Genomic DNA, 23,224 nt, shown 5'->3' with positions numbered 1-23,224 from the left:
AGCGATGAAACTTTCTGAAGTATTGATTAAGCCCATCCTCACCGAAAAAGCGAATGCCCAGCAGGAAAAACTGCGCCGCTACGCTTTCAAGGTCGCTAAGGCTGCCAATAAGCTGGAGATCAAGAAAGCGGTGGAAAGCTTCTACGGCGTAAACGTAGTGGATGTAAACACCCTCGTGGTACCCGCCAAGAACAAATTCCGTATGACCAAGGCTGGCTATGTAGCAGGAAAGAAACCCCCTTACAAAAAAGCATTTGTAACAGTGGCGGAAGGCGAAGAGATCGATCTGTATTCGAATATTTAAAGTAAAAAATTATAGTCCGCGAGGCTGATAAGTTCGCATAAAACAATTTAGCATGGCACTGAAGAAATATAAACCGGTCACCGCAGGAACCCGTTGGAGAATCGGGAACGCGTATGCGGAAGTTACCACTAACAAACCCGAGAAGTCCCTGGTGGAGACAAAGAAAAGCACCGGCGGACGTAACTCATCTGGTCACCTGACCATGCGTTATATCGGTGGTGGACACAAGAAGAAATACCGTGTGATCGACTTCAAACGCAATAAGAAAGAGATCCAGGCGGAAGTAAAGACCATTGAGTACGATCCCAACCGTACCTGCTTTATCGCCCTGGTGGAATACACCGATGGCGAAAAGCGTTACATCATCGCTCCCCAGGGTTTGACCGTAGGGATGAATATCATCAGCGGTGACGCCGTAGCGCCTGAGATCGGCAACTCTCTTCAAATGAAGAATATGCCCCTCGGTACCATGGTACATAATATCGAGATGCAACCTGGTCAGGGTGGTAAGATCGCCCGCAGCGCAGGTTCCTCTGCCCAGTTGACCAACAAAGAAGAAAAATATGCCGTGTTGAAAATGCCCAGCGGCGAATTGCGCAAGGTGCTGATCAATTGCTATGCTACCGTAGGGGTGGTTGGCAACAGCGATCACAACCTGCAAAGCATGGGTAAAGCCGGTCGTAACCGTTGGAGAGGTATCCGTCCCCGCAACCGCGGTGTGGCCATGAACCCCGTCGATCACCCAATGGGTGGTGGTGAAGGTCGTGCCTCAGGTGGACACCCCAGAAGCCGTACTGGTAAATATGCGAAAGGAGAGAAGACCCGCAAGCCGCACAAAGGCAGCGATAAACTGATCCTGCAGCGGAAGAACGGAAGCAAACTGGCTAAATAATTTGAATCATCTTAAACTGAGATAATAAATGGCTCGTTCAATTAAAAAAGGTCCTTACGTCGCCAGCCACCTCGAGAAAAAGGTGTTGGCCATGTCGGAAGGAAAGGTAAAAAAGGGTGTGATCAAAACCTGGAGCCGCCGCTCTACTATCACCCCCGATTTTGTCGGACATACATTCGCTGTGCATAACGGGAATAAATTCATCCCGGTCTATGTTACCGAATTCATGGTGGGTCACAAATTGGGCGAGTTCGCACCGACCCGGCAGTTCAAAGGACACTCAAGTAAGAAAATAGCATAATTAGTTGGCGGAAAGGATGACAGACCGGGGAAAACCCGGGATCGACTCCAAACCGAAAACGGCAAATAAAAAATATGGAAGCAGTAGCTAAACTCAGAAACTATCCCACTTCGCCCCGCAAAATGCGTTTGCTGGCGGATCTGATCCGTGGCATGCAGGTGGAGAAAGCGCTGGCCGAGTTGGAACATAACCCCAAACATCCCGCGGTTCCCCTGAAGAAACTGGTGATGAGCGCGATCAGCAACTGGAAACAGAAGAACGAAGGTGGAGATGAAAGCCAGTTGGTCGTTAAAACCATTTTCGTAGATGGAGCAAGAACAATTAAACGTCTTCGCCCCGCACCCCAGGGTCGTGGATACCGTGTACGGAAGCGTAGCAACCATGTTACCGTGATCGTGGATGTAAAAGGAGCCAAAGCCGTTAAAGCTGAGCCGGTAGCCGAAGTAACAGAGGAAGTGGTAGAGAAAGCGGCCCCGAAAGCAAAAAAGGCAGCCCCTAAAAAGACCGCCACCAAAAAAGCAGCGACGAAAAAAACTAAATAAATAAACTTCTCTTTCCGGTCGCCTGAAGAAAGAACGGAAAGGAAACAAAAAAAGAATATGGGTCAGAAAGCAAATCCGATTGGTAACAGGTTAGGCATCATCCGCGGATGGGAATCTAACTGGTACGCTGATAAAAAGAATTTCAGCCTGCGATTGATCGAGGACAACAAGATCAGGACCTACCTGAACGCCCGTATCAACAAGGGTGGTATCTCGAAGATCGTTATTGAGCGTACGCTGGGTAAACTGATCGTGACCATCCATACTTCCAAACCCGGTATCATCATTGGTAAAGGGGGTGGAGAAGTAGATCGTATTAAAGAAGAGCTGAAGAAGCTTACCGGGAAGGATGATGTCCAGATCAATATCCTGGAGATCCGTCGTCCTGAACTCGATGCCATGATCGTAGCAGATACCATCGCTCGTCAGATCGAGAACCGTATCAACTACAAACGCGCTACCAAAATGTCCATCGCTTCTGCCCTGCGTATGGGTGCCGAAGGGATCAAGGTAAAACTGGCCGGTCGTTTGAATGGTGCTGAGATCGCCCGTACAGAAGAATTGAAACAAGGCCGTGTGCCCCTGCATACATTCCGGATGGATATTGATTATGCCAACGTTTTCGCTCAAACCGTTTACGGTAAGATCGGGATCAAGGTATGGATCTGTAAAGGTGAAGTATTGGGCAAACGTGACCTCAACCCCAATTTCGTAGCCGGTGGCAAGAGCGAAGGCACTGAAAGAAGGGAAAGAAGGGACGATCACCGCGGTGACCGTGGCGACAGAAGAGGTGGTGGTGACAGAAGAGGTGGCGGCGGTGGCCGTGACCGCAGAGGTTAATTCCCAACAACTGAATAAACGAATAAAGTAACTCGAAATAAGAAACCATGTTACAACCGAAAAGAACGAAACACAGGAAGATGCAAAAGGGTCGCATGAAAGGAAATGCGAAGCGTGGCACCATGATCTCTTTTGGATCTTATGCATTGAAGGCACTGGATGAACATTGGATCACCGACCGCCAGATCGAAGCGGCCCGCCAGGCTTTGACCCGCCACATGAAACGTGAGGGTAATGTATGGATCCGCATATTTCCTGATAAACCGATCACCCGCAAACCGGCTGAAGTGAGGATGGGTAAAGGTAAAGGTAACCTGGAGTTCTGGGCTGCCGTGGTACAACCCGGTCGTATCCTGTTTGAAGTGGATGGAGTAACCGAGCAGATCGCTCGCGAATCCCTGGAACTGGCTGCCGGTAAATTGCCGATCAAAACAAAATTTGTGATACGCAGGGATCTCGTTGCGTAATTGAAAATATAAAATCGACAAAAGATGGCAAAGAACGCCGATTTTTTAAAGAGTATCAAAGAGCTTAGCCAGGAAGACCTGAAAGCTAAGATTCAGGAAGACGAACTGCGGTTGAAAAAACTGGAATTCGCCCACGCCATTTCTCCCCTCGAGAATCCCGTGAGCATCCGGAACCTTCGCCGTGACCTCGCCCGCCTGAAGACGGAATTGAAAAATAAACAGCTAAGCGTATAAATGAACGACCGCCAGCCGGTAGTAAAATCAATACAAAATGATCGAAAGAAATTTGCGCAAAACAAGGATCGGGGTGGTAACCAGCAACAAGATGACCAAGACGGTCACCGTGTCTGTTGAACGTAAAGTAAAACACCCCATTTACGGTAAGTTCGTAAAGAAGACGACCAAGTTCCATGCTCATGATGAAAAGAATGAGTGCAGCATCGGAGATGTAGTACGGATCATGGAGACTCGTCCGCTGAGCAAGACCAAGCGCTGGAGAATGGTGGAGATTGTTGAGAAAGTTAAATAAGAAGCGATCAGCTATCAGGAAATAGCTATTCGCTTTGAAAGCAAGTAAAAAAATTGAAAAATAGCTGAAAGCTGGCTAACAGCTAAAAGCCAAAAGCTCAAATATATGATTCAGCAAGAAAGCAGGTTGAACGTAGCCGATAACAGCGGTGCCAAAGAAGTGCTCTGTATCCGCGTATTGGGAAATAGCGGACAGCGCTATGCCAAGATCGGCGACAAGATCGTTGTGACCGTGAAAGATGCCATTCCTGCCGGCGGTATCAAAAAAGGAACCGTTGCCAAGGCCGTTATCGTTCGCACCACCAATAAGCTGCGTCGCAAAGATGGTTCGTACATCCGCTTTGATGACAACGCCGTGGTATTGTTGAACCAGTCCGACGAGCCGCGCGGAACCCGCATCTTCGGACCTGTTGCCAGGGAATTGCGTGATAAAGGATATATGAAGATCGTTTCACTGGCCCCAGAGGTGCTTTAATAAATTAAGAACTAACCGGGTTTCACCCATAATGATAAAATGATGAAATCAAGATTTAAACCCAAGTACAATATCCGCAAAGGCGATAATGTGGTGGTCATAACTGGCGACGATAAGGACCTGTCCAAACCCCGCCTCGTAAAAGAAGTGCTGGTAGAGGAAGGAAAGGTGATCGTTGAAGGCGTGAATATCATTTCCCGTCACACGAAACCATCTGCCCAGAATACCACTGGAGGCATCATTAAAAAAGAAGCCCCCATCCACATCAGCAACGTGAAATTGTGGGATCCCGCCCAAAAGGCCGGAGCCAGGGTGAGCCGGGTGAGAAAAGACGGCAAGACCGAACGCGTATTTAAAACTATAAGCAAACCCAAGGGAGGTAAAAAATGAGTACCGTGAAATATACTCCGCGTCTGTCGGACAAGTACAAAGCTGAAGTGGTGCCCGCCCTGGTGAAGAAATTCTCTTATACCAGCATGATGCAGGCCCCCCGACTGGAGAAGATCTGCCTGAACAGAGGTGTGAATGGCGCTGTGACCGATAAGAAACTGGTAGATATCGCCATCGACGAACTGACCACCATTACCGGTCAGAAAGCCGTAGCAACCATGTCGAAGAAGGACATCTCCAACTTCAAACTCCGGAAGAACATGCCCATCGGCGCACGCGTAACCCTGCGTGGCGAAAAGATGTATGAATTTCTGGATCGCCTGATCTCCGTGGCCCTTCCCCGGGTACGTGACTTCAAAGGCGTAAATGAGAAATCCTTCGACGGTCGTGGTAACTATACCATGGGTGTTACCGAACAGATCATCTTCCCCGAGATCGATATCGATAAAGTGAACAAGATCACGGGTATGGATATCACTTTTGTGACCACCGCCAACACCGACGAAGAAGCATATGAACTGTTGAAGGAATTGGGAATGCCATTCCGTAACGCCGCCAAATAATTTAGAAACAAAAACGAAAAGAATAAAACATGGCTAAGACATCCGTAAAAGCCAGGCAAAAGAAAAGAGAGCGCATGGTCGCCCAATACGCAGAAAAGCGCGCCGCGCTTAAAGCTGCCGGGGAATGGCAGGCACTCGATGAATTGCCTAAGAACTCTTCCAAAGTACGGTTGAAAAACCGTTGCCAGTTAACGGGCCGTCCAAGAGGTTATGTCCGTTACTTCGGTATCTCCAGGGTTGCCCTTCGGGATATGGCCCTGAACGGGAAGATTCCCGGACTGAAGAAGGCCAGCTGGTAAGTTCGTTCGTGTTACGTGAAGCGTGAGAATAATATCGTGAGAGGTGAGGCGTGAAACGTGAGAAAGAAAAATCTTTACAGCCTGAACGACTCACGCCTGACGACTCACGACTCGAAAACGCTCTTGAAGAAAAAATTTATAAAAAACTGATAATAGTTATAAAATGGTAACAGATCCTATTGCAGATTTCCTGACCAGAATCCGTAATGCACAGATGGCGGGACACCGGATCGTAGAGATTCCGGCTTCCAACCTCAAAAAGCGCATGACCGAAATCTTGTACGCGCAGGGTTATATCCTGAAGTATAAATTCGAGGAGGATAATAAACAGGGTCTCATCAAGATCGCCTTGAAGTACGATCCCCAAACCAAAACACCCGCTATCCAAAGTCTGGAGCGCATCAGCCGTCCCGGTTTGCGTCAATACGCAAAGCCTGCTGATTTCCGCCGGGTGAAGAATGGCCTGGGTGTGGCTATCCTGTCTACCTCCAAAGGAGTGATGACCGATAAAGATGCCAAGGTGCAGAATGTGGGTGGAGAAGTGCTTTGCTACATTTATTAAGAAGTAATCGTTGCCGATACATTAAGCCGAACCTATACCCGGCTGACCGGTCAGCAACCTAACAATCAATCATAAAACAGATCAAACATGTCTCGTATAGGAAAAAAACCGATCACTGTCCCCGCCGGAGTAACCATCTCCGTGGCTGCCGACAACACCCTGACCGTAAAAGGACCCAAAGGTGAATTAAAGCAGGCCATTGACCGCGATATCAAAGTGGAAGTGAACAATAACGAAGTGACCTTTGTCCGTCCAACCGACCAGATCCGTCACCGTGCCATGCATGGTTTGTATCGTGCGCTGGTGGCCAACATGGTAAAAGGGGTGACCGATGGTTTTAAGAAAGACCTTGAATTGATCGGGGTAGGTTTCAAAGCTTCCAACCAGGGTAACCTGCTGGATCTTTCCCTGGGTTATTCGCACAATATCGTTTTCGAGATCCCGAAAGAACTGAAACTGGCCACTGCACAGGAAAAAGGACAAAACCCAACCATCAGCCTGGAAGGTATCGACCGTCAGTTGCTGGGTCAGGTGGCAGCCAAGATCCGTGGGCTTCGTAAGCCTGAGCCGTACAAAGGAAAAGGTGTTCGCTATGTTGGTGAAATTGTACGGAAGAAAGCTGGTAAGGCGGCTGGTAAATAATTATTAACATGATCCCGGCAGCATCGGGAACAAAATAAAAGACGATGAACCCCAAAGTAAAGACACAGAAAAAACAGAATATCCGGTTCCGGGTCCGCGCTAAAGTAAGCGGAACCGCTGCGAAACCACGCCTGGCGGTGTTCCGGAGCAATACGGATATCTATGTTCAACTGATCGATGACAGCCAAGGGCTGACACTGGCAAGCGCCTCTTCCCGTGATAAAGATATCGTGGCTCAGAAAGGTACACGCACGGAGAAAAGCAAGCTGGTTGGTGGAGCCATTGCCCGCAAAGCCGTTGACCTTGGCCTTAGCCAGGTGGTCTTCGACCGGGGGGGTAACCTGTATCATGGCCGCGTAAAAGCAGTAGCTGATGGCGCCCGCGAAGCAGGACTTCAATTCTAATCGCTTAATTAATCAAGAAATTTCAATACGAGATAATGGCAAAAGTTATTTTAAACCGAGTTAAAGCTGGCGACCTGGAGTTGAAAGACAAGGTAGTAGCGATCAACCGTGTGGTAAAAACAACCAAAGGTGGCCGGGCTTTCAGTTTCTCCGCCCTGGTAGTCGTTGGTAACGAAAACGGAGTCGTTGGACATGGACTGGGTAAAGCCAAAGAAGTCCAGGAAGCGATCACCAAAGGGATCGAAGATGCCAAAAAGAACCTGATCAAGGTTCCCATTATGCACGGTACCATCCCTCACGATCAGTGGGCGAAAGAAGGCGCAGCCAAAGTATTGATCAAACCCGCCGCTCATGGTACGGGTGTGATCGCCGGAGGTAGCATGCGTGCCGTTCTGGAAAGCGCTGGAGTAACCGACGTATTGGCCAAATCGCTGGGTTCTGCCAATCCACACAACGTGGTAAAGGCTACCTTCAAAGCACTCGCCATGTTGCGTGAGCCGATCAACATCGCCAAAACACGTACCATCGGATTGAAGAAAGTCTTTAACGGATAAGTAAATGCTGATAGCTAACAGCCCAAAGCTAATAGCTGTTAGAAAACCTCCTTCATCGAAAATGAAAAAGATAAAAATAACCCTCGTAAAAAGCCCGATCGACCGGCCGGAACGTCAGAAACTGACCCTTAAGGCGCTCGGACTAAACAAAACCAACTCCAGCCGTGAAGTGGAAGCCACTCCGCAGGTACTGGGTATGGTTCGTAAGGTAAATCACCTGGTGAAAGTAGAAGAACTGGCATAAGCCCTTTCTTTTACCCAACCTATTATTCAAGCGAGCCCTGATGCTTTCGGGGCGATGAGTTAAAAATAAAAGCAATGAAACTTCACACTCTTAAGCCTGCCAAAGGCGCCGTTCACAAAGAAAAACGTTTAGGACGCGGAGAAGCCTCCGGTAAAGGTGGTACCTCCACAAAAGGTAACAAAGGACATCAAAGCCGTAGTGGTTTCAAAAACAAAATGGCCCACGAAGGTGGTCAGATGCCCATCCAGCGTCGTGTTCCCAAACGCGGATTCAAGAACTTCAACCGTGTAGAATATAAGGTATTCAACCTCGGACAGGTTGACCACCTGGTAGAAAAATACAAGATCGCCGACTTTACCATGGAAAACCTCTATGTCAACGGGCTGATCAGCCAGACTGACAAAGTGAAGATCCTGGGAAATGGTGAACTGAAAAGCAAGGTGACCTTCCGCGTAAACGCCATCAGCGAAAAAGCTAAAACAGCCATTGAAGCTGCAGGTGGAACCGTAGAATTGATAAGCTAATTTTCACTAACTTGCAATGACGCAATTTCACTTGCGTCTTTTTTCTTTACAGGCTCATAAACTGATCATCACTCGTGAAGAAGTTAATTCAAACACTCAAGAATATCTGGAGTATCGAGGAGCTGAGGAACAAGATCACTTTTACTCTGCTGCTCATCCTGATCTACCGCATCGGTGCGCATATCGTATTACCCGGTATCGACCCCGCCAAGCTGGCCGAATTCACCAGCTCTAACCAGGGGGGTATGCTGGGATTGATCGATACCTTTGCGGGTGGAGCCTTCTCCCAGGCTTCGATCTTCGCTCTCGGTATCATGCCCTATATCTCCGCTTCGATCTTTATGCAATTGATGACCGTACTGGTCCCTCAAATGCAAAAGATCCAGAAAGAAGGAGATAGCGGTCGTAAAAAGATCAACCAATGGACCCGCTACCTCACCGTAGCCGTTACCCTGGTACAGGCCTCCGCTTATGTGACCTATCTGAACCAAACCACAGGCGGTGCCATCAACCCTAATTTCATCGCTTATTTCTGGTTATCTACCGTGGTCGTACTCACCGCCGGCACCCTCTTCGTAATGTGGCTGGGTGAGCGCATCACCGATAAAGGCCTTGGCAATGGTACCTCCCTCATCATCATGGTGGGGATCCTGGCCCGTCTGCCCCAGTCTTTCCTCCAGGAATTTTCTGCAAAAACAACCCGCCCCGGACAGATCATCATCTTTATCGTGGAGATCGTTATCCTGATCGCGATCATCCTCGGATGTATCATGCTGATCCAGGGTACACGTAAGGTGGCCATCAATTATGCCAAACAGATAGCCGGTGGCAATCGCCAATTCGCCGGAGCCCGCCAGTTCCTTCCCCTGAAGGTCAACAGCGCCGGTGTAATGCCCATCATCTTCGCTCAGGCCATCATGTTCATCCCGACCCTGTTCTCTTTGACCAAGACACAGACCGGGCAGAATATCTCCAACATATTCCGCGATCATAGCAATTTCTGGTACATGCTGATCTATGCCGTCGTTGTGATAGGATTTACCTTCCTCTACACGGCCCTTATCTTCAACCCGAAACAGATCGCCGAAAACCTGAAACAAAACAATGGATTCGTTCCGGGTGTAAAACCCGGACAGCCTACCGCTGATTATATCGGATCCATCATGGATAAGATCACCCTTCCCGGAGCCATCCTCCTGGCCTTTGTCGGTATCCTTCCCGGATTCGCGCAACGCCTCGGAGTTACACAAGGGTTCTCTACCTTCTTTGGTGGTACATCCCTGCTCATCATGGTGGGTGTTATCCTCGATACCCTGCAACAAATCGAAACCCAACTCCTCATGCGCCAGTATGATGGCCTCATGAAGAGCGGAAGAATTCAGGGCAGACAAACGGCTTCGCAAGTACAGGTATAGCTATTAGCTATTGGCTTTTAGTATTTAGTTGGGACTGTACCTTATTAGACAGTAAGAAATTATAGAAACGGGTTGTAAGTTTAAAAAGCTTACAACCCGTTTTCCATTACATAGATTTGCAGTATTTACCTGATCAAAGAATCCAAAAGCTAAAAGCTAACCGCTAAGCGCTTTTAGCTTCCAGCTATTTCCCCTCCTGAAATTTTCGTATTTTTGCACCCAATGATCCACTATAAATCATCGGAGGAGATCGAGAAAATGCGCGCCAGTGCGCTACTGGTCAGTCATACACTGACGGAAGTGGCGGCTATGCTAAAACCGGGTATCAATACCCTTTCACTGGATGTGCGGATCGGGGAGTATATCCGTGATCATAAAGCCATTCCTTCTTTTTTGGGATATAATGGATATCCTTTCAATTCCTGTATCTCCGTCAATGATGTGGTGGTACATGGATTTCCTAATAAAAAAGAATTAAAGGAAGGAGATATCATTACGATCGATGTGGGTGTCATTTTGGATGGATGGCATGGTGATCATGCCTATACTTTTTCTATTGGAGACCCCGGAGAAGAAACAAGACAGCTTATAAACGTTACCAAAGAATCGCTCTTTAAAGGCATTGAAAAAGCGATAGCAGGCAACCGGGTCGGAGATATATCCTTTGCTATCCAGGAGCATACCGAAAAAAAACATGGATACGGCGTTGTGCGTGAACTCGTGGGACATGGTCTTGGCCGTTCCCTGCATGAAGATCCACAGGTGCCCAACTATGGTCGCAGAGGTACCGGCGCCAAACTCAAAGAAGGACTTGTGCTCGCCATTGAACCCATGATCAACCTGGGAAAAAAAGAAGTGTACACGGAGTCAGATGGCTGGACCGTGCGAACCAAGGACGGTAAACCTTCCGTACACTTTGAACATGATGTATGCATTCGCAAAGACAAGGCGGATATCCTTTCTAATTATCATCCCATCGAAGAAGCCGAGCAAAGGAATACCTGGCTTTCTCCTTCCTATTCATTTAACAGTCAATTTGTTATGTAGTATTTGGACAAATATGGAATCTGATTCCATATTTGTCCAAAAATCATTAAATTTGTTCATGATCAATCGATTAGCATCGGATAAGATCAGGAGCCTGGCTGGAGTATTTAAGTCGGTTGCCCTATTAGGCCCCCGTCAATCGGGAAAGACAACCTTGGTCAAAAGCCTGTTCCCCGATAAGAAATATGTTTCTCTGGAGAACCCGGACACCCGAAAGTATGCCCAGGAAGATCCTCGTGGATTCTTGGAAGCGAATAGTGAAGGAGCCATATTTGATGAGATTCAACGAGTCCCTGATCTTTTTGCCTACCTCCAGGAGCGATTGGATAATACAAATGAATCTGGCAAATTCATATTGACAGGATCGAATAATTATCTCCTTCAACAAAACATCACACAAAGTCTGGCTGGAAGAGTGGCTATGATACAATTATTGCCATTTTCCGTTCTTGAGTTATTTACCCCCGACCAGAAACCTGAGATAAACGAGCTCCTGATCAAAGGGCTGTATCCTCCGGTACATGACAGAAAGATAGCGCCTGAGGATTGGTATCCTAATTATATCCGGACCTATATTGAACGTGATGTCAGGCAAATTAAAAATATCACTGACCTGATTATTTTTGAGCGGTTCATGCGCCTACTTGCCGGAAGAACAGGGCATGAGCTCAACCTGACCTCCCTGGCATTAGAAGCAGGGGTGGACACCAAAACCATTCAGTCATGGATCGGTATCTTGGAAAGTAGTTTTATCATTTTTTTATTAAGACCCTATTATCGAAACTTCAATAAAGTCATAATCAAGCGCCCCAAGGTTTATTTTTATGATACAGGTCTGGTCTGCTCCTTATTGGGATTAACCGATGCCCGCTTGTTGGAAAATAATCCGATAAAAGGAAATCTATTTGAAACAATGATCGTTTCCGAATTATATAAGAAAAAGACTAACCAGGGGAAAGTGCCCAACTACTTTTTTTGGCGGGATAAAACCGGTCATGAGATCGATGTGATCGCGGATGAAGGAACAATGGGACTCCCCATTGAAATAAAATCAGGTAAAACGATCAACGATGCATACACTGACAACCTTGTTTTTTACCAAAAACTTACCGGGCAAAAAAAAGGGTGGGTGATATATAACGGCAACCAAACTGAGAACCGATCAAATGGAATTTCCATTCAGCCTTGGCTGAAATTTCTCCATGACTACCCGGTTACCATTGACTAAACCTGTACATAACACCAGGCCAGCAGAGGCAGGAGCAGAAAACAACCCAGGGCACCCACACCAATAGGCAACAATAAAGAAACCACCAGCGTAAACAAGATCAGGTAAACAGGATAGGCCAATAATAAAAGCCCCATCATTACGGAGTCGTAGTGATCGGAGCGTAGGTATTTTTTTCGTGCCCAGGTTCTCAAAGGAAGATAGAGGGGCGCATGGGTGAGCCAGCCCAACAGGGCAGGAACAGCCAATACTATTTTTTTCCAGACCGGTGATTTGGTTTCAAACAAGGCTTCTCTTTTTTCTTCATCTTGTTTATCAATTTCAAAAACACCTTTTTCAAGTTCGGCGCGTAATAATTGATTGAAGGCATTGTTTCGCTGACCATCCGGTTGATCAAAGGGAATGTCTTCCTTGTGGATCATTTTCCCAAAACGGATAATCACCGTTTTCCCCAATTTGTCAAAGGAATCATAGTTCAGGGCAACGGGTAACACCTTCAGCGGTATCCCTTCTTCCCAGGCCTTGATGGCAAGACGCGCTGTACCTTTTTTCAAGGGTCGTAAATGCCATTCATTAATGCACTTGCCTTCGCTGAACATCAACACCACGCCATTTTTCCTGAACAGGTCAAGGCAACTATCAAAGGTCTTGTAATTATCAGACAGGTTCTCTACCCCTTCACTGGTGCGGTACACAGGCAGTATCTTGAGGGCCGTAAGTATCCGGGTGACAGAGGGGCTGTAAAAGGCATCGCCCCGGGCCAAAGAATAGATGGGCATTTCAAAATACAGATCGAGAATGATGGCGTCCAAAAAGGAATTGGGGTGATTGGCCGCCAAAAGCAAGGGGCCTTTTTCCCGAAGAAAAGATGGATCATCAATATCCACTCTCTTGCAAAAGATCCGGATGGCAGGTTGCCCAATGATTTTGAGCGCAGCGTAAAGCAAAAGCGTTAGTTTTTTTAAATGTACTGACTTTTGGAAACTTTAATTAGTAAGATTTTTTTGGTTTAATCGCCAATGCGCGAGAACACATTACATCCTACCCCTTGCATTTGGGTTAGGCCATCCTATATTTGATGAGGATTATCGTTTCAACCGATGGTTTCATTTTTTCTAAATCAATTTAACACACGTTGACTGACCTGGTCATTATAGGAGGAGGGGCAGCCGGCATATTTTGTGCGGCCAATGCGGCCAGGCTACATGCGGGCATAAAGGTGTTGGTATTGGAGAAATCGGGTAAACTACTTTCGAAAGTAAAAGTATCCGGTGGGGGGCGGTGCAATGTCACCCATGCCTGTTTTGATATAGGGGAAATGAGTAAACGCTATCCCCGGGGACAAAACTTTGTCAAAAAATCCTTTCATGAATTCTTCACAACGGACACAGTGAACTGGTTTGAGGAAAGAGGGGTGAAGTTAAAAACAGAACCCGATGGCCGGATGTTTCCCACATCCGATTCTTCGCAAACAATTATTGATTGTCTGATGAAGGAGATCAATCAATATGGCGTTGAACTGTGGATGCAGGCCGATGTAATAGCGGTAAAAAAAAATGAAAACGGATTTTTTATTGAATTAAAGGATGGCCGATCCGTTTTGACCAGAGCCGTATGCATCGCCACGGGAGGCTATGCAAAACCAGAATCCTTTGCCTGGATCGAGGCACTGGGCCATTCTATCGAACGACCTGTTCCTTCTTTATTCACGTTTAATCTACCGGGTCACCCTATTTCAAAACTCATGGGCGTATCGGTACCAACCGCCCGGGTGAGGATACAAGGGACAAAACTGGAACAACAAGGTCCGCTGCTGATCACCCATTGGGGATTGAGTGGTCCAGCCGTTTTAAAATCCAGTGCATGGGGTGCCCGCGAACTGGCGGCACGCAACTGGAATTTCTCTGTACAGGTCAACTGGATGGAAGAAATGAAAGAGAACGATTGGAGAAACCTGTTTCAGGAACAACGTGTACTGCATCCACGACGTGCAATCAACCGATGCCCGGTTTCATTACCGGCAAGGCTCTGGGAATTTCTCCTCTATCAATCCGGGTTAAAACCAGAACAGCGATGGGGTGAATTACCAGCCAGGGAAACGAATAAACTGATTCAATTGCTCACTGCCTGGGAAGCCGAGGTAAAGGGTAAAACAACCTTTAAAGAGGAATTTGTCACAGCAGGAGGTATCAAACTTTCCGAAATAGATCCCCAAACCTGCCAGAGCCGGATCGTGCCGGGATTATACTTTGCCGGAGAGATCATGGACGTGGATGGAGTGACTGGCGGATTCAATTTTCAGCATGCCTGGACAAGCGGGTTTTGTGTGGCAAAAGCGGTGGGCATTGAGAAATAAGAAATAAGGAATCAGGAATATAAATGAGGAATAAGGTAGTAGGGCAACCCCTTCCTTATTCCTTCTTTTATGTTCCCTATTTCTCATTTCTTACTCCTTGATTTTCAAACGTTTATTTACTTGTTTCGCCTGAAATAATTTCCTATCTTTGCACCCCCGAATTAAATCCCTCGGGAATTTTATCATGTCTGAAAACAATATTGTTAACCCAAACGCTGAATCCCAGGAGGCGCCCGTGGTGGAAACCGTGGCGGCTACAGCGACACAAAATGTACCTGTGGAGACTGCTCACGACGATTTTGACTGGTCAATTGACAAGCGCAATGTATCGTTGTACAGCAAGGACGAAAAAGAGAAGTATGACAAAGTGTATGATGCTACTTTCCGTAACATCGTAGACGGAGAACTGATGGCTGGTACGGTGGTTGGTCTTACCAAGACTGATGTTGTACTGAATATCGGTTTCAAAAGTGATGGATTGGTTTCCCTCAATGAATTCCGTGACATCCCCAATCTGAAGATCGGTGATGAAGTGGAAGTAATGGTAGTGGAAAAAGAGGACCGGGATGGTCACCTTAACCTGAGCCGCAAGCAAGCTCGTATCACACGTGCCTGGGAGCGTATCATGGAAGTTCACAAAACGGGCGAGGTTATTACCGGTACCGTTACCAACAAGACCAAAGGTGGTCTTATCGTGGATGTATTCGGAATGGAAACCTTCCTTCCCGGATCTCAGATCGATGTTAAACCTGTTACCGACTACGATCAGTTTGTTGGTAAGACCATGGAGTTCAAAGTGGTGAAGATCAACGAAACCATCAAGAATGCCGTAGTAAGTCACAAAGCACTGATCGAAAGCGATATCGAAGCACAACGTGCCGAGATCATGAGCAAGATGGAAAAAGGACAGGTACTGGAAGGAACTGTGAAGAACATCACCGATTTCGGTGCCTTCATGGATCTTGGTGGCCTGGACGGTTTGCTCTATATCACCGATATCTCCTGGGGTCGTATCAACCACCCAAGCGAGGTGCTGAAAATGGACCAGAAGGTAAATGTGGTGGTATTGGATTTCGACGACGAGAAAAAACGTATCAGCCTGGGTCTGAAACAACTGACCCCACATCCTTGGGATGTGCTGCCTGAGAATATCAAAGAAGGTGAAGTGATCAAAGGCCGCGTAGTGAATATCGAAGACTATGGCGCCTTCCTCGAGATCCTCCCTGGTGTAGAAGGACTGGTGCACGTAAGTGAGATCACCTGGGCCAATACACCGATCAATGCCAAAGAATTCTTCAAACTGGGTGATGAGCATGAGGCCAAAGTGGTGACGCTGGATAAGAACAGCCGCAAAATGAGCCTCTCCATCAAACAACTCAGCGAAGATCCCTGGAGCACCATCGAAGTGAAATTCCCGCTGGAAAGCCGTCACAACGGTCTAGTAAAGAATATCACACCTTATGGTGTATTCGTGGAACTGGCCCCCGGTATCGGTGGTATGATCCATATCTCCGACCTGAGCTGGCTGAAGCGCTTTAATCACCCCTCCGACTATACGAAAGTAGGAGAGAAGATCGATGTCATCATCATGGGCATTGACAAGGATAACCGCAAACTCCAACTCGGACACAAACAATTGGAAGAAGATCCCTGGAATACCCTTCAGGATACCTTTGCCATTGGCAGCATCCATGAAGGAACCGTTATCCGCCGCGATGACAAAGGCGCTGTGGTACAGCTTCCTTACGGACTGGAAGGCTTTGCCCCCAGCCGTCATCTCAGCACCGAAGATGGTAAACCCATCGTCGTGGATGATAACCGTCCATTCGTTGTGATCGAGTTCGATCGCAATGAAAAGCGGATCGTGATCTCCCATACCCGTATCTGGGAACAAGCCAAAACCGATGAAAAAGAAGCGGCTAAAAAAGAAGCCCGCGTAGAATCGGAAAAGACCAAGAAGGCTGTTAAAACCATCCAGAGCAAGGTAGAAAAAGCCACCCTGGGTGACCTGGGTGCCCTGGCCGAGATCAAGGCCAAATTGAAAGAAGAAGAGAAAGGCTCTGGCGACGAAGCAAAGAGCTGATTCTGAATAGCACTATCGTAAAAACCCCTCCCCGGAGGGGTTTTTTTCTTAGAATACTTGCAAAATCAAAAAACGGATATTAGGTTTGCATCTAGAACATCGTTACACCCTCTACTTTGCGTATCCTTCTATCCACGAGACACCACTAATCCGACCAATCTTCCTTCAAAACCTCTATTAGTCCAATTTTTTATTCTGAAAAGCTTCAGCAGGCTGAGCATTTGCCGCCTACGTATCCATATCCGCTAAACCCTCGGAATACGTTAAAACTTGAAGCATGATCAAATATTTTCTACTCCTTACGCCATTATTATGGCTGAGTAACCGAAGCTATGCGCAATCTGCGCCAGGAAGCGTCCCTGCCAATCCGATTAGCTGTAACGCCTCCTTTTGTACCACAAATGCAAATATTGACATCTGTCCTCCGGGCTCTAATATCGTGGTGACGAATTTCCAGGGTGGGACTTTTAATGCCGCAACCCAGGTCTATCGTTTTACCGATGTAGCGCTTGTGAATGGACAACGTGTGCATGCCACGGTATCCGTGGATGCTACCTATCGTGCCATCCTGCAGAGTGTAGATGATGATGCAGCAGTTGACCAGGGTGGTATCAGTATCGCTTCTTTCTTCGCCCCCCGGATCTCTCCGGACCAGAACCTGGGCGCTACCGACCGTGATGGTTATGTGCAGTTCACTGTTCGTTTTTACCTGCACGTTGATAACCCGGTCAGCAATAACGACTTTACCGTACCCGCCGTTTTGGCGAATCTGAACTATGTCCATTATGATGTGGATGGCTCTATGACCGGTCAACGCTGGTTTCGCGAAACCGGTGTATTCCGTGAAGCACCACCACTGACCATCAACGGAAACAGCAATACCGAACTGGTGGCCTATCAGTACACTGGAGATGCCAGTACCTGGAGAGGGTTTGCCGGAAGTGTTTGCGAAAGAGATGGAGTGTCTCGTTGCGCGGAAGTAGCCGTTGCCGGACAATACGGGGTTGCCCAGTCCTTTATCACCTATCGTATGGGTTATAACTACGAATCAGGTGGCCTCGCAACCAACTTTGGTCAGCCCACCCGCCAGTATGGTGGACGCTTTGGCTGTTTTGAATTCCCCTCTCAATCCACCCTCCCTGTACACCTGCTTGGTTTCACCGGCAGATACAATGGAGGCAGCGCTATCCTGAACTGGACCGCTGAGAATGAAGTAAAATTCCGCCAGTATGAGGTAGAGCGTAGTGTGAACGGAATCGACTTTACAAATGTTGGTCTGGTCAACCCTACAGGTGGCCCCGGACAAACCAGGAGCTATGAGCTTAAGGATAACCTGAGCAGTGTGAATGGCAATGCTTTTTATTACAGACTTAAAATGGTGGATCTGGATGGCAAATTCACCTATAGCACGACCGTCCTGATCCGTCGCAGCAGCAAAGCGATCAGCGGTATCGTGATCAACCCCAACCCGATCGTAAGTGGAAATGCTACCGTACGCATGACCGCCGTATCGAAAGGAATGGTGGACCTCCGGGTCATTGATTTCACCGGAAAAGTGGTGCTGACGCAAAAGGCCACCGTTTATGAAGGAAACAATTCCATCAGTATCAATAATCTCAACAGGTTGCAACCGGGCGTGTACACATTGCAAATGATAGACGAAGCGGAAGTAAGTACCTGCAAATTTTCTATTGTTCGATGACGATTCAGCTGAATCATGCTCAGGTTTAATAACCTGCGGGGTGCCTTGTCTAGGGCGCCCCTTTTTTTTGATTAATTGTCTAATTTAGCGGCCACAAACTAGCTGGTAGCAAGAATCATGGCAACCTGGAAAGAACGAATCAAGAACGCAAGATGGGTAAAAGCCCTCGTGTATGCCTTTGTCGGGATACTCTCTTACCCGGGTCTCGTTTGGGTCAACAGACTCCGCATCCGGGGCACCGAACATATCAGCAGCCTTCCAAAACAGAATGTTCTTTTTGTCAGCAATCACCAGACCTACTTTGCCGATGTGATCACCTTTCTCCACATTTTTTGTGCTGTAAAATGGGGGAAAAAGAACAGACTGGGTGTTCCCTATTATTTACTCAACCCGTTCACCCGTGTATATTATGTAGCAGCTGAAGAAACGATGAAAGGGAGTTTGATCAGCCGGCTGTTCACCCTTGCGGGTGCGCTGACCGTTAAACGAACCTGGAAAGAGGGTGGGAGCGAAGTGCGAAAAGGGTTGGACCCCTCCGATACCCGGAAAATAGAACGCGCCTTAAAAGAAAGCTGGATCATCACTTTTCCCCAGGGAACCACAACCCCCTATGCCCCCGGCAGAAAGGGCACAGCCCTCATCATCAAATACCACAAACCCATCGTGGTACCCGTGGTGATCGAAGGGTTTGGAAGAGCGTTCAATAAAAAAGGGTTGAAATTGAAAAAACCAGGTACCCAATTATCGGTCACCTTCAAGGAGCCATTACCCATCGATTATGAAGCTCCCGCCGAACTCATACTGGAACAAGTGATGGATGCGATTGAACAAAGCAAAAAATTCAGGCCCGAGTTATAGGTTTTACCGCAGAGTACGAGAGAACGCAGAGTTACGCAGAGATTTTTATATCCTCGTGCTAATGATAGAAGCAAATTGCTATATTCCTTTGCGGAACTCCGCGTTCTCTTGTTCTTTGCGGTGAAAACAAATCACTACTTCACAAACAAGGCCTTCAACTCCGCTGCATCATCCGGTTTCATTTTTCCACCCAGGATCAGGCGTATTTGCCGACGGCGCAAAGCCCCTTCAAAGAGTTTTACTTCCTCTTCTGTTTCCGCAACCAATCCGGGTACAGGGCGTGGCTTCCCATTTGGATCAAGGGCGACAAATGTATAATAGGCTTCGTTGCTTTTGTATTTGAATTGCTGGATCGCATCTTCACCCCAAACATTCAGGTGAACTTCCATGGAGCTATTGAAGGCGCGGGAAACCTTGGCTTCAATATGCACCACATTTCCCAATTTGATCGGCGCTTCAAAAGAAATATTATCTACCGAAGCGGTAACCACCGGGGAACTGCAATGTTTCATAGCTGCCAATGCCGCGGCAATATCCATCCAGTACATCAACCGGCCACCCATCAGGTTGCCAAAGGTATTTGTATCATTGGGTAATACCAGTTCGGTCATCACCGTATAACTGTCAGAGGGTGTCTTTTCCCGCATAATCAAATTTTAAGCAAAATTAAGGGTTTGTGGTCTGGGTTTATTCAACCAACGGTCATGGTTTGCCTGGTGCAGATACACCTGATCTAAAGCCTGGATAGAAATTCATCTGCGTTTTTCAAATGCTTGTTTCTTTTTTCAACAGGCATTTTATCAAAGGTCTTTACCAGCATTCCCAACCGTGGATTCTGTGTAAAAAAATCCCGGTGTACATGCATAAACCGCCAGAACAATCCGTCCCAGGTTTCCTGCCAGGGTCCTTTTTCCCAATCACCCATTTTTAACAGGTAATTGCTTCCACTGATATAGGGTTTGGTGGTCATCAATCCACCATCGGCAAATTGGGTCATGCCATATACATTCGGGACCATCACCCAGTCATAACTGTCGATAAAAAGTTCCATGAACCAGCGATAGACCTCATCGGGGTCAAATTCGCAAAGCAGCATAAAATTTCCCAGAACCATCAGTCTTTCGATATGATGGCAATAGCCTGTTTCCAATACACGCCGTATCACTGTATCAACCGGAAGGATGCCTGTCTCCCCCGTATAGAATGCAGAAGGGATCTTTCGGGTATGATTCCAGTAGTTATGTGTCCTTTGCCTGCTTCCTTCCCGTTCATATACGATCCGGATGAATTCTCTCCAACCCATAACCTGTCGCAAAAAACCTTCCAGTGAAGCCAGGGGAATGGCCAGGGCGTCCGATTCAGCCAGGGTTTCCTCAATCACTTGTTGAGGAGAAAGCAGACCGGCATTTAGCAATGGAGATATCAGAGAATGATGCAGGATCGGTTCGTTCATCACCATGGCATCCTCATAACGGCCAAATGCCGCAAAGCGATGGACCAGAAAATCCCGAAACCAGGAAAGCGCAGATCCATGATCCACCGGGTAAAAGAAATCCTTGGTCGTACCCGGGTTCCCGGAGAAATATTGTACTACATATTTTGTTGCTTCGGCAACGTCTTCATTTTGCAGGGGAAGGTCTACTAATGGAGCTATGGCCTTCCGGGGAAACTTTTCCCTGTTCTCCGCATCATAGGTCCATTTACCTCCTACCGGTTTACCTTCCGGAGTAAGGAGGATGTTTCTCTTTTTCCGTTGCCAGGTATAAAAGTCGGTTTGGAAATAGGTCTTTCTGGTTTCAAAAAATTGGGACACTTCCTCCATTCGGTTAAGGAAGAGCGGAGAGGATAGTTTTTCTGAACGCAATCCTGTCTCGTGTATGGATTTTTGTATTCTCTTTTCCAGCCAATTATCGGTTGTATCAATATAGATGATCTTCTTAAAGCCATCCCGGGCAAGCGCGGGTATCAACAAGCGTATATCCGAAAGGGGGTCTGTAGCCGCTATGTAATGATATTCTACCTTTTTTGAAAGAATTCGATTGGCAAAACCCTTCATGGAGGCCCGGTGGAAAACGAGTTTCTTTTTGTGAAACCTGTATTGTCGGAAGAACAGATATTCCTCCACAAGAAATAAAGGTATCCCCAATGAAAGAAGAGGATGTGGATCAAAAAGCTGGTGGGGAAATATCAATCCGGCTGTTTTCATTTTCTATTCAAACAAATCCAGACAGGCATTGTTGTAGGTGGAAAGAAATTCAATTGGAATCAGTTAAAGGCAAACATATTTTGATCGCCGGAGCAACCGGTGGCATTGGTGCAGAAACAGCCAGGCTGCTGGCGCAAAGCGGTGCAATTATTTACCTGGCAGGACGGAAAGCCGAAAAAATCCTGAGTTTGGCTGAAGCCTGCCAGGTTTCTTCTGATCGGGTCTTCTTAGCAGACCTGTCAAAAGAGACCGAGGTAGCCGCTATGGCGGAAAAGATCCATGCCCTTGTACCCCGGATCGATATATTGGTCAATGCGGCGGGTGCCGGGGTGATCAAACCGTTTGACCAATTATCGCTGAATGATCTTTACCAAATGATTGATGCCAATCTGGTTAGTTCTTTCAATCTGGTCAAGGCCTTTTTGCCCGGCATGAAAGAAGCAAAAAAAGGACTGATCATAAATATTCCCGGGATTCTCGGGAAGACTCCCATGAGTGGGGCGGCGGCCTATTGCGCGGCCAAATATGGTTTGGTGGGAATGATGCAATCCATACGCGAAGAAGTAAAACGAACGGATATACGTATTACCAATCTGTTTTTGGGTGGAGTGGATTCTCCGTTTTGGGATACCATTGACCTCCGGGTACAACGCGACAAAATGATCGTCGCCACCGAAGCCGCACGCGCCATCTGGTTCCTCTGCCAGCAACCGGTAAGTGGTGTGGTGAATGAAATGGTGTTACAGCCATTTAACCATCAGGCTATTTAATCATTGACCTATTGGTGAATTTTGGATTTTGGGAATTGGGAAAGAGGGTGTTCAATTTTTGTTAATTTGAGATAATTATTAATCTCACTTTCATAAATTAGCACCTCACACATTTTCAAATTCCCAAAATAACCAACTATCAAACTCTCCTTACTCGTCATCGCGTTCATTCCGCTTTCGCTTTTCTCACAATCCCTTACCGGAATTTGGGAAGGGAAGATCGCCATCAATGGGTTCAAAGACCAGGAGATGCGGATGACCCTTGAACTGGAAGAAGACTCTACTGGCCGCCTTTGGGGGATGATGTACCTCCGCGGATTTGAAAAAAACACAGTGACCGGATGTGATTACCTGGTGGTTGGTGCACGCGATCAGAACCGGGTGTTTTTGACCTGGGAGAAAATTGTCAGACAGGTGAACCTCAATGAAGAAACATGCGGATGGCTGCGGAGTATGTCAGCGGTCATTATACCTACAGAGCCAAACGGGAAGAGCCTGGCAGGCGTATGGTCAAGCCCCAATGCCTCGGTAAGTAATTTTTCCACTGTTCAAACGGCGTTTGAGGTCAGCAGTAGTACCAGCGAAGAACTCGAGAAGTACGGAGAGGACCTCTTTCTGTTTGTGGAGCGAAACGGTTTATATCTTCCACCCGCAGAAAGGAGATTTGAACGGGTTGCGGAAATATTCACCGATAGTACCGAGTTGGTCATGGAGGTAAGGTCAGCCGCCCGAAAACAAGGGGATTCTATTTCGGTTTACCTGGATGGATTCCCTTCCATTTCGCTTCATGATATTTTTACCAACCCCTTACGGTTGCGTATCCAGTTGGCCGATTCCACCACCAATGAGGTCCTGTTTGTCAATGAATCATTGTTAAAAAACCGGCTCAGGATCAACCTGAGCTGGATCGAGAGCGGGGAGAAAAAGTCATTGGCAATTGAGCCGACGCATACCCGGTCACCGCTAATTTCCATTCGCCGGAAAAGGGTCAGCAACTAAGCTTTTCATTTCTCCTATATTTGCACCAC

At 47.2% G+C, this 23,224-nt stretch carries 30 protein-coding genes; 27 read left to right on the top strand and 3 right to left on the bottom strand.

The genetic code is table 11. From position 1 onward, the window contains the following. The first annotated feature begins 4 nt into the window (after positions 1–4). From rplW to J0M30_12910, 21 genes are all read left to right on the top strand, one after another. Positions 5–304 carry a 50S ribosomal protein L23 gene (rplW, locus tag J0M30_13010; GenBank protein ID MBN8668413.1) on the top strand — a complete coding sequence of 100 codons (300 nt, stop codon included), beginning with the start codon at positions 5–7 and terminating at the stop codon, positions 302–304. Between the two features lie 52 nt (positions 305–356). Then, a complete protein-coding gene (gene rplB, locus J0M30_13005; protein MBN8668412.1) occupies positions 357–1,196 on the top strand; it encodes a 50S ribosomal protein L2 in 840 nt (279 codons plus the stop codon). Between the two features lie 28 nt (positions 1,197–1,224). Continuing rightward, complete coding sequence (rpsS, locus tag J0M30_13000) at positions 1,225–1,497, top strand: 30S ribosomal protein S19 (GenBank protein ID MBN8668411.1); 273 nt, start codon at positions 1,225–1,227, stop codon at positions 1,495–1,497. A gap of 74 nt (positions 1,498–1,571) precedes the next feature. After that, positions 1,572–2,039, top strand: coding sequence for a 50S ribosomal protein L22 (gene rplV / locus J0M30_12995; protein MBN8668410.1), 468 nt, complete (start codon positions 1,572–1,574; stop codon positions 2,037–2,039). Between the two features lie 57 nt (positions 2,040–2,096). Beyond that, positions 2,097–2,879 carry a 30S ribosomal protein S3 gene (rpsC, locus tag J0M30_12990; protein ID MBN8668409.1) on the top strand — a complete coding sequence of 261 codons (783 nt, stop codon included), beginning with the start codon at positions 2,097–2,099 and terminating at the stop codon, positions 2,877–2,879. A gap of 47 nt (positions 2,880–2,926) precedes the next feature. Beyond that, positions 2,927–3,346, top strand: coding sequence for a 50S ribosomal protein L16 (gene rplP, locus J0M30_12985; GenBank protein MBN8668408.1), 420 nt, complete (start codon positions 2,927–2,929; stop codon positions 3,344–3,346). Between the two features lie 24 nt (positions 3,347–3,370). Continuing rightward, positions 3,371–3,580 (top strand): 50S ribosomal protein L29, encoded by a 210-nt coding sequence (gene rpmC / locus J0M30_12980; protein ID MBN8668407.1) that lies wholly within the window; start codon positions 3,371–3,373, stop codon positions 3,578–3,580. 37 nt (positions 3,581–3,617) lie between these two features. Beyond that, the gene (gene rpsQ / locus J0M30_12975) at positions 3,618–3,875 is read left to right on the top strand and encodes a 30S ribosomal protein S17 (protein ID MBN8668406.1); all 258 of its coding nucleotides are present in this window, start codon (positions 3,618–3,620) and stop codon (positions 3,873–3,875) included. A 105-nt stretch (positions 3,876–3,980) separates the two neighbouring features. Beyond that, on the top strand, positions 3,981–4,349 hold the full coding sequence (gene rplN / locus J0M30_12970; protein ID MBN8668405.1) for a 50S ribosomal protein L14: 369 nt from the start codon (positions 3,981–3,983) through the stop codon (positions 4,347–4,349). Positions 4,350–4,391: 42 nt separating this feature from the next. Next, positions 4,392–4,739: a 50S ribosomal protein L24 gene (rplX, locus tag J0M30_12965; GenBank protein ID MBN8668404.1), complete on the top strand. Its 348-nt coding sequence runs from the start codon at positions 4,392–4,394 to the stop codon at positions 4,737–4,739. Then, positions 4,736–5,302, top strand: a complete 567-nt coding sequence (gene rplE / locus J0M30_12960; protein MBN8668403.1) for a 50S ribosomal protein L5 — start codon at positions 4,736–4,738, stop codon at positions 5,300–5,302. The genes rplX and rplE overlap by 4 nt, the downstream gene beginning before the upstream one ends. 29 nt (positions 5,303–5,331) lie before the next feature. Continuing rightward, on the top strand, positions 5,332–5,601 hold the full coding sequence (gene rpsN, locus J0M30_12955) for a 30S ribosomal protein S14 (GenBank protein ID MBN8668402.1): 270 nt from the start codon (positions 5,332–5,334) through the stop codon (positions 5,599–5,601). A 163-nt stretch (positions 5,602–5,764) separates the two neighbouring features. Further along, entirely contained in the window at positions 5,765–6,163 is a 399-nt protein-coding gene (gene rpsH / locus J0M30_12950; GenBank protein MBN8668401.1) for a 30S ribosomal protein S8, read from the top strand. An 87-nt stretch (positions 6,164–6,250) separates the two neighbouring features. After that, complete coding sequence (gene rplF, locus J0M30_12945; protein ID MBN8668400.1) at positions 6,251–6,805, top strand: 50S ribosomal protein L6; 555 nt, start codon at positions 6,251–6,253, stop codon at positions 6,803–6,805. A 44-nt stretch (positions 6,806–6,849) separates the two neighbouring features. After that, the gene (rplR, locus tag J0M30_12940; GenBank protein MBN8668399.1) at positions 6,850–7,209 is read left to right on the top strand and encodes a 50S ribosomal protein L18; all 360 of its coding nucleotides are present in this window, start codon (positions 6,850–6,852) and stop codon (positions 7,207–7,209) included. A 35-nt stretch (positions 7,210–7,244) separates the two neighbouring features. Beyond that, a complete protein-coding gene (gene rpsE / locus J0M30_12935; GenBank protein MBN8668398.1) occupies positions 7,245–7,763 on the top strand; it encodes a 30S ribosomal protein S5 in 519 nt (172 codons plus the stop codon). Positions 7,764–7,824: 61 nt separating this feature from the next. Further along, positions 7,825–8,007 (top strand): 50S ribosomal protein L30, encoded by a 183-nt coding sequence (gene rpmD, locus J0M30_12930; GenBank protein ID MBN8668397.1) that lies wholly within the window; start codon positions 7,825–7,827, stop codon positions 8,005–8,007. Between the two features lie 74 nt (positions 8,008–8,081). Continuing rightward, entirely contained in the window at positions 8,082–8,531 is a 450-nt protein-coding gene (gene rplO, locus J0M30_12925; GenBank protein ID MBN8668396.1) for a 50S ribosomal protein L15, read from the top strand. A 74-nt stretch (positions 8,532–8,605) separates the two neighbouring features. Beyond that, positions 8,606–9,946 (top strand): preprotein translocase subunit SecY, encoded by a 1,341-nt coding sequence (secY, locus tag J0M30_12920; GenBank protein MBN8668395.1) that lies wholly within the window; start codon positions 8,606–8,608, stop codon positions 9,944–9,946. 222 nt (positions 9,947–10,168) lie between these two features. Next, positions 10,169–10,993 (top strand): type I methionyl aminopeptidase, encoded by an 825-nt coding sequence (gene map, locus J0M30_12915; GenBank protein ID MBN8668394.1) that lies wholly within the window; start codon positions 10,169–10,171, stop codon positions 10,991–10,993. Positions 10,994–11,051: 58 nt separating this feature from the next. Beyond that, positions 11,052–12,221 (top strand): ATP-binding protein, encoded by a 1,170-nt coding sequence (locus J0M30_12910; GenBank protein MBN8668393.1) that lies wholly within the window; start codon positions 11,052–11,054, stop codon positions 12,219–12,221. Here the strand turns inward: J0M30_12910 and J0M30_12905 are convergent. Next, on the bottom strand, positions 12,218–13,168 hold the full coding sequence (locus J0M30_12905) for a 1-acyl-sn-glycerol-3-phosphate acyltransferase (protein ID MBN8668392.1): 951 nt from the start codon (positions 13,166–13,168) through the stop codon (positions 12,218–12,220). The genes J0M30_12910 and J0M30_12905 overlap by 4 nt on opposite strands. Before the next feature lie 197 nt (positions 13,169–13,365). Here J0M30_12905 and J0M30_12900 point away from each other — a divergent pair, with 197 nt between their 5' ends. From J0M30_12900 to J0M30_12885, 4 genes are all read left to right on the top strand, one after another. Further along, complete coding sequence (locus J0M30_12900) at positions 13,366–14,577, top strand: NAD(P)/FAD-dependent oxidoreductase (protein ID MBN8668391.1); 1,212 nt, start codon at positions 13,366–13,368, stop codon at positions 14,575–14,577. A 184-nt stretch (positions 14,578–14,761) separates the two neighbouring features. After that, positions 14,762–16,660, top strand: a complete 1,899-nt coding sequence (gene rpsA, locus J0M30_12895; GenBank protein MBN8668390.1) for a 30S ribosomal protein S1 — start codon at positions 14,762–14,764, stop codon at positions 16,658–16,660. 277 nt (positions 16,661–16,937) lie between these two features. Next, on the top strand, positions 16,938–18,362 hold the full coding sequence (locus tag J0M30_12890) for a T9SS type A sorting domain-containing protein (protein MBN8668389.1): 1,425 nt from the start codon (positions 16,938–16,940) through the stop codon (positions 18,360–18,362). Between the two features lie 117 nt (positions 18,363–18,479). Further along, positions 18,480–19,220 (top strand): 1-acyl-sn-glycerol-3-phosphate acyltransferase, encoded by a 741-nt coding sequence (locus J0M30_12885; GenBank protein ID MBN8668388.1) that lies wholly within the window; start codon positions 18,480–18,482, stop codon positions 19,218–19,220. 134 nt (positions 19,221–19,354) lie between these two features. Here the strand turns inward: J0M30_12885 and J0M30_12880 are convergent, their stop codons facing one another. Together J0M30_12880 and J0M30_12875 are read right to left on the bottom strand one after the other, a co-directional pair. Continuing rightward, the gene (locus tag J0M30_12880) at positions 19,355–19,867 is read right to left on the bottom strand and encodes an acyl-CoA thioesterase (GenBank protein MBN8668387.1); all 513 of its coding nucleotides are present in this window, start codon (positions 19,865–19,867) and stop codon (positions 19,355–19,357) included. An 86-nt stretch (positions 19,868–19,953) separates the two neighbouring features. Then, positions 19,954–21,426 (bottom strand): cryptochrome/photolyase family protein, encoded by a 1,473-nt coding sequence (locus J0M30_12875; protein ID MBN8668386.1) that lies wholly within the window; start codon positions 21,424–21,426, stop codon positions 19,954–19,956. Positions 21,427–21,479: 53 nt separating this feature from the next. On the opposite strand from J0M30_12875, the gene J0M30_12870 reads away from it, so the two are divergent. Beyond that, positions 21,480–22,196 (top strand): SDR family oxidoreductase, encoded by a 717-nt coding sequence (locus tag J0M30_12870; GenBank protein MBN8668385.1) that lies wholly within the window; start codon positions 21,480–21,482, stop codon positions 22,194–22,196. 249 nt (positions 22,197–22,445) lie between these two features. Further along, positions 22,446–23,195, top strand: a complete 750-nt coding sequence (locus J0M30_12865; GenBank protein MBN8668384.1) for a hypothetical protein — start codon at positions 22,446–22,448, stop codon at positions 23,193–23,195. The last annotated feature ends 29 nt before the right edge of the window (positions 23,196–23,224 follow it).

The sequence above is a fragment of the Chitinophagales bacterium genome (genome assembly GCA_017303415.1).
Taxonomy (GTDB): Bacteria; Bacteroidota; Bacteroidia; order Chitinophagales; family Chitinophagaceae; genus SpSt-398.
Note: the sequence above shows the minus strand (reverse complement) of the source record. Positions and strands in the feature narration are given on the sequence as shown.

What these genes read in the sequence shown, in the direction of transcription:
- rplW (MBN8668413.1), top strand. Translation starts at nt 5, where the DNA reads ATGAAACTTTCTGAAGTATTGATTAAGCCCATCCTCACCGAAAAAGCG.
- rplB (MBN8668412.1), top strand. Translation starts at nt 357, where the DNA reads ATGGCACTGAAGAAATATAAACCGGTCACCGCAGGAACCCGTTGGAGA.
- rpsS (MBN8668411.1), top strand. Translation starts at nt 1,225, where the DNA reads ATGGCTCGTTCAATTAAAAAAGGTCCTTACGTCGCCAGCCACCTCGAG.
- rplV (MBN8668410.1), top strand. Translation starts at nt 1,572, where the DNA reads ATGGAAGCAGTAGCTAAACTCAGAAACTATCCCACTTCGCCCCGCAAA.
- rpsC (MBN8668409.1), top strand. Translation starts at nt 2,097, where the DNA reads ATGGGTCAGAAAGCAAATCCGATTGGTAACAGGTTAGGCATCATCCGC.
- rplP (MBN8668408.1), top strand. Translation starts at nt 2,927, where the DNA reads ATGTTACAACCGAAAAGAACGAAACACAGGAAGATGCAAAAGGGTCGC.
- rpmC (MBN8668407.1), top strand. Translation starts at nt 3,371, where the DNA reads ATGGCAAAGAACGCCGATTTTTTAAAGAGTATCAAAGAGCTTAGCCAG.
- rpsQ (MBN8668406.1), top strand. Translation starts at nt 3,618, where the DNA reads ATGATCGAAAGAAATTTGCGCAAAACAAGGATCGGGGTGGTAACCAGC.
- rplN (MBN8668405.1), top strand. Translation starts at nt 3,981, where the DNA reads ATGATTCAGCAAGAAAGCAGGTTGAACGTAGCCGATAACAGCGGTGCC.
- rplX (MBN8668404.1), top strand. Translation starts at nt 4,392, where the DNA reads ATGAAATCAAGATTTAAACCCAAGTACAATATCCGCAAAGGCGATAAT.
- rplE (MBN8668403.1), top strand. Translation starts at nt 4,736, where the DNA reads ATGAGTACCGTGAAATATACTCCGCGTCTGTCGGACAAGTACAAAGCT.
- rpsN (MBN8668402.1), top strand. Translation starts at nt 5,332, where the DNA reads ATGGCTAAGACATCCGTAAAAGCCAGGCAAAAGAAAAGAGAGCGCATG.
- rpsH (MBN8668401.1), top strand. Translation starts at nt 5,765, where the DNA reads ATGGTAACAGATCCTATTGCAGATTTCCTGACCAGAATCCGTAATGCA.
- rplF (MBN8668400.1), top strand. Translation starts at nt 6,251, where the DNA reads ATGTCTCGTATAGGAAAAAAACCGATCACTGTCCCCGCCGGAGTAACC.
- rplR (MBN8668399.1), top strand. Translation starts at nt 6,850, where the DNA reads ATGAACCCCAAAGTAAAGACACAGAAAAAACAGAATATCCGGTTCCGG.
- rpsE (MBN8668398.1), top strand. Translation starts at nt 7,245, where the DNA reads ATGGCAAAAGTTATTTTAAACCGAGTTAAAGCTGGCGACCTGGAGTTG.
- rpmD (MBN8668397.1), top strand. Translation starts at nt 7,825, where the DNA reads ATGAAAAAGATAAAAATAACCCTCGTAAAAAGCCCGATCGACCGGCCG.
- rplO (MBN8668396.1), top strand. Translation starts at nt 8,082, where the DNA reads ATGAAACTTCACACTCTTAAGCCTGCCAAAGGCGCCGTTCACAAAGAA.
- map (MBN8668394.1), top strand. Translation starts at nt 10,169, where the DNA reads ATGATCCACTATAAATCATCGGAGGAGATCGAGAAAATGCGCGCCAGT.
- J0M30_12910 (MBN8668393.1), top strand. Translation starts at nt 11,052, where the DNA reads ATGATCAATCGATTAGCATCGGATAAGATCAGGAGCCTGGCTGGAGTA.
- rpsA (MBN8668390.1), top strand. Translation starts at nt 14,762, where the DNA reads ATGTCTGAAAACAATATTGTTAACCCAAACGCTGAATCCCAGGAGGCG.
- J0M30_12890 (MBN8668389.1), top strand. Translation starts at nt 16,938, where the DNA reads ATGATCAAATATTTTCTACTCCTTACGCCATTATTATGGCTGAGTAAC.
- J0M30_12885 (MBN8668388.1), top strand. Translation starts at nt 18,480, where the DNA reads ATGGCAACCTGGAAAGAACGAATCAAGAACGCAAGATGGGTAAAAGCC.
- J0M30_12880 (MBN8668387.1), bottom strand. Translation starts at nt 19,867, where the DNA reads ATGCGGGAAAAGACACCCTCTGACAGTTATACGGTGATGACCGAACTG.
- J0M30_12875 (MBN8668386.1), bottom strand. Translation starts at nt 21,426, where the DNA reads ATGAAAACAGCCGGATTGATATTTCCCCACCAGCTTTTTGATCCACAT.
- J0M30_12865 (MBN8668384.1), top strand. Translation starts at nt 22,446, where the DNA reads ATGCGGATGACCCTTGAACTGGAAGAAGACTCTACTGGCCGCCTTTGG.